The following is a 6,671-nucleotide window of genomic DNA, read 5'->3' on the forward strand; positions in this document are numbered from 1 at the left end:
CTCGTGCAGGGGGAGGTGCCGCCTCCGGCGACCACCGAGCCGGGGCCCGGGGCCGGTTGGGCCGACCCCACGTACGTGATCTACACGTCCGGCTCGACCGGCAGACCCAAGGGCGTCGTCGTCCCGCACTCCAGCGTGGTGACGCTGCTCGCGAACACCCGGTCCGACATGGGCTTCGGTCCGCACGACACATGGGTCCAGTTCCACTCCTTCTCCTTCGACTTCGCGGTCTGGGAGCTGTGGGGGGCGCTGGCGCACGGCGGTGAGCTGCTGGTCCCGGAGTACGGGCTGACCCGTTCCCCGGTCGACTTCCACCGGCTGGTCCGCGAGCGCGGGGTGACCGTGCTCAACCAGACCCCGTCGGCGTTCTACCAGTTCAGCGAGGCCGACCGGCAGGCCGGCGAACCGCTGCCCGCACTGCGGCGGATCATCTTCGGAGGCGAGGCGCTGGACCTCGGGCGGCTGCGCGGCTGGGTCGAGCGGCACGGCACGGCTTCGCCCGAGCTGGTCAACATGTACGGCATCACCGAGACCACCGTCCATGTCACCCAACGCGTGCTGACCGACGAGGACTTCGGGCCCGGCGGCGACGCCAGCCCGATCGGCGGTCCGCTTCCCGGCCTGGTCACCTACCTGCTCGACGACCGGCTCCGGCCCGTGCCACCGGGCAGGGTGGGCGCCATCTACGTCGCCGGCGACCAGGTGTCGCTCGGGTACCTGGGCCGGCCCGGACTGACCGCCGGCCGGTTCGTGGCGAACCCGTTCGCGGGCGACGGCTCCCGCATGTACCACACGGGTGATCTCGCCCGCCGCACGCTCGACGGCGAGCTGGAGTTCACCGGCCGTGCCGACGACCAGGTGCAGCTCAAGGGCTTCCGTATCGAGCTGGGCGAGGTGGAGTCCGCGATCAGGGAACTCGACGGGGTGACCGACGCGGCCGTCACGGTCGCGGGGAGCGGCGACCACCTGGTGGCGCACGTCGTGGGCCGGGCGCCCGGAGACCTCGCCGAGCAGCTGTCCACGAAGCTGCCCGCGCACATGGTGCCGGGCCGCGTGCTGCCGGTGGACGTCCTGCCGCTGACGGTCAACGGCAAGCTGGACCGCAAGGCACTGACCGAGCGAGCGGGTACGCCGCTGGGTGACGCGGGGACGTATCGATCCGCGGCCCAGCAGCCGGGCGCGACCGGCCACACCCGACCCGCCGCCGACGACGCCACCGGTGATTCCGCGCTCGCCGCCCTCGTCGCGATCTTCGCCGACACGCTCCCCGGCCACGACGCCGACCCCGGCACCGACTTCTTCCGCGCCGGAGGCGACAGCATCGTCGCCATCACCGTGATCAACCGGGCGAGGGCACTCGGACTGCCGATCACGCCACGGGACGTGTTCCTGCTCAGGACACCGCGCGCCCTCGCCGAGCACCTGGGGACGAGCACCCCGCCGACCCCGGTGCCCGCGCCCGCCCGCCGCGCCGACGGCCCGCTGCCGCTGACGCCGATCGTCCTGCGGCAGCGGGAACTGGGCGGCTCACTCGCCCGGTTCGCCCAGGCCAGGACACTGGTGGCCCCCGAGGGCACCGGCTTCGCCGACGTCGAGCGCGCCGCGCACGCCGTCGTGGCCGCGCACCCGGCCCTGCGCCTGCGGCTGAGCGTCCAACACGGGGTGTGGTCGCTGCGTACCGAACCCGCGCGCGAGGTTACCGTCACCCGGACGGACACCACGGACGCCACGGCCCCCACCGACGCGACGATCGCGGCCGACGAAGCCGCCGGGCGGCTGGATCCCGAGTCCGGGGACGTCATCGCGTTCACGTGGCTGGAGCGGAGCCGGACCGTGGTGGTCACCGTGCACCACCTCGCCGTCGACTCGGTCTCCTGGCCGGTCCTGCTGGACGACCTGGCCACCGCGATGCGCGGAGCGCCCCTGGCACCCCCGACCACGTCCTACGCCGAGTACGCCGAAGCACTGACGCTCCGGGCCACCCATGCGACCGGCGACCTGGACCACTGGATCACCACCCTCCAGGCGCCCGCGCCGCTGCCCCCGGCCAAGGAGCCCCGCGAGACCACGGTCGTACTCGCACCCGAGGCGAGCGACCTAGTGACGCGCACCGCGCCCGCCGCACTCGGCGTCGGTCTCACCGAGCTGCTGTGCGGCGCGCTGCGTGCCGCGCTGACACACATCCAGCCCTCGCCCACCGACCTCGCGATCGATCTGGAGCGGCACGGCCGGGTGCCGGCCCTCGAACACCACGACTACAGCCGTACGGTCGGCTGGTTCACCTCCATCGCGCCCGTACGGCTCACGGCGCACACCGACCCGCTCGCCGCCGCGCGCGAAGTGACGGAACGACAGCCGGACGAGCGCGCGCACGCCGCCTACGGACAACTCAGGTATCTCGACCCACAGACGGCCCCGCTGCTGACCGCCCGCCCGCAGGTGCTGTTCAACTACCTCGGCCGGGGCAGCGAGTCCCAGGCGCCGCACCTCACCGGCGGCGACCAGGGCAGCCCGTACGCCGTCGAGGTCAACGCGTGGACCGACGCGGCCACCGGCAGCCTGCACGCGGCCTTCACCCTCGCCGAGGGCGTCCCCGACGAGATCACCGGGCACTGGCACAGCGCACTGGAACACATCGCGGACGCCGCCGCGACGGCCGAGCGCACCGCACCGGTCACCCCGCTCCAGCGAGGCCTGTACTTCCAGGCCCAACTGGCGGGCTCGGCCGGACACTACGTCGCGCAGAGCTACTTCACCTTCGACCGGCGCCTGGACACCGACGCGCTGGCCGAGGCGATGGCATACGTGATCGCGCGCCACCCGGTCGTGGGCGCCGGCTTCACCACCGACGACGAGGGAAACCCCGTCCAGGTCCTCGCGGCGGGCCGGCGAGTCGACGTCCGCACGGTCGAACCGGCGACCGACGCGGAACTCGAAGCCGTCCGAGCCCGGGACCGGGACAGAGGATTCGACCCGGGCGAGCCACCCCTGATCCGACTGACCGTGGTGCGTCTGCCCGGCGACCGCGACGGCCTGCTCCTCAGCTACCACCTGCTGCTGTGGGACGGCTGGTCCCGCGAGATCGTGCTGCGGGACCTCTTCGACGCCTATCAGGCCGTCCTGGCGGGTGAGCCGCCGGCCGCGGTGCCGGCCACGCCGAGCTTCGAGGACCACGCCCGAGCGCTGGACGCCAAGGACCAGGGCGCATCGGAACGCTTCTGGGCCGAACACCTGGCCGGTCTCCCCGGCCCGACCCTGCTCGCCGGACCGGCGCCGGCCCTCTCCGGCGACCTGCCGCGCGCGCTCGTACACACGCTCTCCGCCGAACAGTCGGACCTGCTGAGGGAAACCGCCAAGGCGCACGGTGTCACCCTGAACTCGGTGCTCACCGGCGCGTTGGGCCTCCTCCTCGGCGCGCACACCGGCCGCGGCGACGCCGTGTTCGGCGTGACCGTCTCCGGCCGGGAGGGCGAGGGACTCTCCGACATCGTCGGCGTACTGCTCAACACCGTGCCCATGTGGACGCGAGCACGGCCGGACCAGACGGTCCGGGAGTACCTGACGGCCGTACAGTCCGCCAGGGTCGAGGCCATGGAGCACGAGCACCTCGGCCTCGGCGAGATCCAGCGGGCCGGCGGGCACGACACCCTCTTCGACAACCTGTTCGTACTCCAGAACTTCCTGGACATGGACGCCTTCGCCGACATGAACGCCAGGCACGGCATCACCTCGGTAAAGGCCGACGACTCCACCCACTATCCGTTCACCTGGGTCGTCACCCCCGGCGACCGGCTCACCGTCAAGCTGGAGTACCGCGACGACGACACGGGCAACGCCCGTCGACTCCTCGACGACTACCTGCGCGTACTCGACGACCTGGCCCGGTCGACCGGGCCGGTCGGAGCGTTGCGCGGCCCGGGACCGGAACCCGAGTCCGCGGTACGCACCGACGTCGGCACGGACACCGTCGTCGACCGGTTCGACCGTGCCGCGGACCGCGACCCGCAGCGCGTCGCGCTCGTCGCCCACGGCTCGCACATGACCTTCGCCGAACTTCGGGACCGCAGCCGCGCGGTGGCGGGTGTGCTGGCCCGGCGCGGCATCGGCCCCGAGGCGACCGTGGGCATCGCGATCCCGCGCTCCCTCGACTCGATCGTGGCGCTGTTCGCCGTACTGCGCGTCGGAGCCGCGTACGTGCCGCTGGAACTGGACCACCCGGACGAGCGGATCGCCGCGATCGTCGCGGACGCCCGCCCGGACCTGATCCTCACCGTGAGCGCCGTGTCGCCCCGGCTGACCGGCGACCTGATCGAGCTGGACCTTTCGCTGCCCGAGGCCGAGCCGTTCGTGACGTTCGCGCCGGACGATCCGAACCGGCTCCGGCACCCCGCCTACACGATCTACACCTCCGGATCGACCGGGCGGCCCAAGGGAGTGGTGACCGAGTACGCCGGACTCACCAACATGCTGATCAACCACCAGCGCCGGATCTTCGAACCGGTGCTGTCGGCGCACGGGCACCGGGTCTTCCGGATCGCCCACACCGTGTCGTTCGCGTTCGACATGTCGTGGGAGGAGCTGCTGTGGCTCGCCGACGGCCACGAGGTGCACATCTGCGACGAGGAACTGCGCCGTGACGCGCCCAGGCTGGTCGCCTACTGCCGCCGGCACGGGATCGACGTGATCAACGTGACCCCGACCTACGCGCAGCAACTGGTGGCCGAGGGCCTGCTCGACAACCCGGAACGCCGGCCCGCACTCGTGCTGCTGGGCGGCGAGGCCGTCACCCCGGCGCTGTGGCAGCGGCTCGCCGAGACCGAGGGAACCGTCGGCTACAACCTGTACGGACCCACCGAGTACACGATCAACACCCTCGGCGTCGGCACCTTCGAGTGCCAGGACCCGGTGGTGGGGGTGGCGATCGACAACACGGACGTGTACGTCCTGGACCCGTGGCTGCGGCCGCTGCCGGACGGCGTTCCCGGAGAGCTGTACGTGTCGGGCGTCGGCATCGCGCGGGGTTATCTCGGGCAGCCCGCCCAGACCGCGCACCGCTTCGTCGCGTGCCCGTTCGGTGCACCCGGCGAGCGCATGTACCGCACCGGGGACCTGGTGGTGCGGCGTCCCGACGGGAACCTGATGTACCTGGGCCGCACCGACCAGCAGGTCAAGATCCGGGGGCACCGGGTCGAACCGGGCGAGGTCGAGGCCGCGTTCGCGGCGCATCCGGCGGTGCGGTTCGTCGCCGCGGTCGCCCAGCCCGATCCGCAGGTCGACGGCGCGTACCGGCTGGCCGCCTACCTCGTGCTGGACGGCTCCGACCTGGCGGAGGTCGCCGCCGAAGTGGGCGCCGGACTGCCGGACTTCCTGCGCCCGACCCACTACGCCCAGGTCGACGGCATCCCGCTGACCGTGAACGGGAAGGCCGACACCAAGGCGTTGCCGGAGGCCAAGCCGCTGGGCGCGCTGACCACGGCGGGGGAGCGGAGTCCCGAGACCGAAACCGAGATCACGGTGTGCGAGTTCTTCGCCGAGGCACTGGACCTGGACGACGACGAGGTGAGCGCGGTGAGCGACTTCGTCTCCCTCGGAGGGCACTCCATGCTGGCCGTGCGGCTGACCGGGCTGCTCCGCCGGGAGTACGGTCCTGTGATCACGATCCGCGATCTGTTCACCCTGCGAACCCCGGAAGCGATTGCCCGCCACCTCGATGACAACTCCTGACACACAGCGGCCCCGCCCGGGGTCCGACATCCTGCGCACCGCGCTGCGCCGCAACGTCGGCGCCATGACCGGGGGCACCGTCCTCATGGGCCTGTACCAGGCCGGTGAGACCGCCTTCCCGATCGCCCTCGGCCTGATCGTCGAACACACGATGCGGGACCGGAGCCTCGGCTCGCTCGGCGTCTCGATCGGCGCGCTCGCCGTGATCATCACGACCGTGTCGCTGTCCTGGCGGTTCGGGATGCGCGTCCTGCAGAAGGCCAACACCACCGAGGCGCACCGCTGGCGGGTACGGGTCGCGGCCTGCGGACTCCAGCCGGTGGCCAGGGACGTCGACCTCAAGTCCGGCGAGGTACTGACCATCGCCACGGAGGACGCCGACCAGACCGCCGACATCATCGAGGTGGTGCCGCTGCTGATCAGCTCACTGGTCGCGGTGGTGATCGCGGCCGTCGCGCTGGGCCTGGCCGACCTCCGGCTCGGGCTGCTGGTGATCGTGGGAACCGTTGCGATCCTGTCGATCCTGAGCGTGATGTCCAGACGGATCGGCTCCAGCACCCGCGAACAGCAGGCCCGGGTGGCACGGGCGGGCGCGAAGGTCGCCGACCTGATCATCGGCCTGCGCCCGCTGCACGGCTTCGGCGGCAACCACGCGGCGTTCCGCTCCTATCGGAAGGTCAGCACGGAGGCGAAGCACCAGGCGATCACCGTCGCCAGGGTGAACGGCGCGTACGCGGGCACCGCACTGGTCCTCAACGCGGTCCTCGCCACCGCCGTGACGCTGACGGCCGGCTGGCTGGCGTTCGAGGGCCGGATCAACATCGGTGAACTCGTCATGGCCGTGGGACTAGCTGTACTGCCCAGGGACGTTGGTCAACCTGGTGACGGGTGGTTTGCCGCCGGTTGCGGTGTGGGGGCGGTGGTGATTGTAGTGATGGAGCCAGGCC

The 6,671-nt window shown here is 71.9% G+C and carries 2 protein-coding genes; both read left to right on the plus strand.

What is annotated here, in order from left to right:
• Positions 1-5,724: amino acid adenylation domain-containing protein (locus ACFCZF_RS40565; protein WP_376675939.1), on the plus strand; the 5,724-nt coding region annotated here is incomplete at its 5' end.
• Positions 5,711-6,671, plus strand: a 961-nt coding sequence (locus tag ACFCZF_RS40570) for an ABC transporter transmembrane domain-containing protein (RefSeq protein ID WP_376675940.1), incomplete at its 3' end; no start/stop codon positions are given. The genes ACFCZF_RS40565 and ACFCZF_RS40570, both read left to right, overlap by 14 nt.

Source organism: Streptomyces sp. NPDC056296 (genome assembly GCF_042268605.1).
Classification (GTDB): domain Bacteria; phylum Actinomycetota; class Actinomycetes; order Streptomycetales; family Streptomycetaceae; genus Streptomyces.